The organism is Shewanella sp. CAL98-MNA-CIBAN-0140 (genome assembly GCF_040309905.1).
GTDB classification, from domain to species: Bacteria; Pseudomonadota; Gammaproteobacteria; order Enterobacterales; family Shewanellaceae; genus Shewanella; species Shewanella psychromarinicola.
In genome coordinates this window covers 1-267 of sequence record NZ_JBEOPI010000185.1, presented here as the reverse complement: position 1 = coordinate 267, position 267 = coordinate 1, and the positions used below count along the sequence as shown (strand labels likewise).

Annotated in this window: 1 pseudogene; it reads right to left on the bottom strand. The window is 38.6% G+C overall.

What is annotated here, in order from left to right:
• Positions 1 to 267: pseudogene (locus AAEY93_RS20685) on the bottom strand (bifunctional aconitate hydratase 2/2-methylisocitrate dehydratase); the annotation flags it as partial.

Sequence of the window (267 nt, the reverse complement as noted above, 5' to 3'; positions counted from 1 at the left end):
GTATTGACCTGGGCGAATACCTGCAACGTTACATGCTTTACCAACCATTTTTTGCGCTAGTGTAAAGCCTTTATCTGATACTTCAGTTGCTGTTGGTACTTTAAATATATCAGTAGCACCTAAACCAAGTGATGTACGTGCTTTGTCTGTTAAACCACGACCAATGATTAGTGGAATACGACCACCAGCACGAACTTCATCTAAAATCACTTCAGATTTAAGTTCAAACTTAGAGATTACTTTATCAGTACCATGCTGCTTAACAAC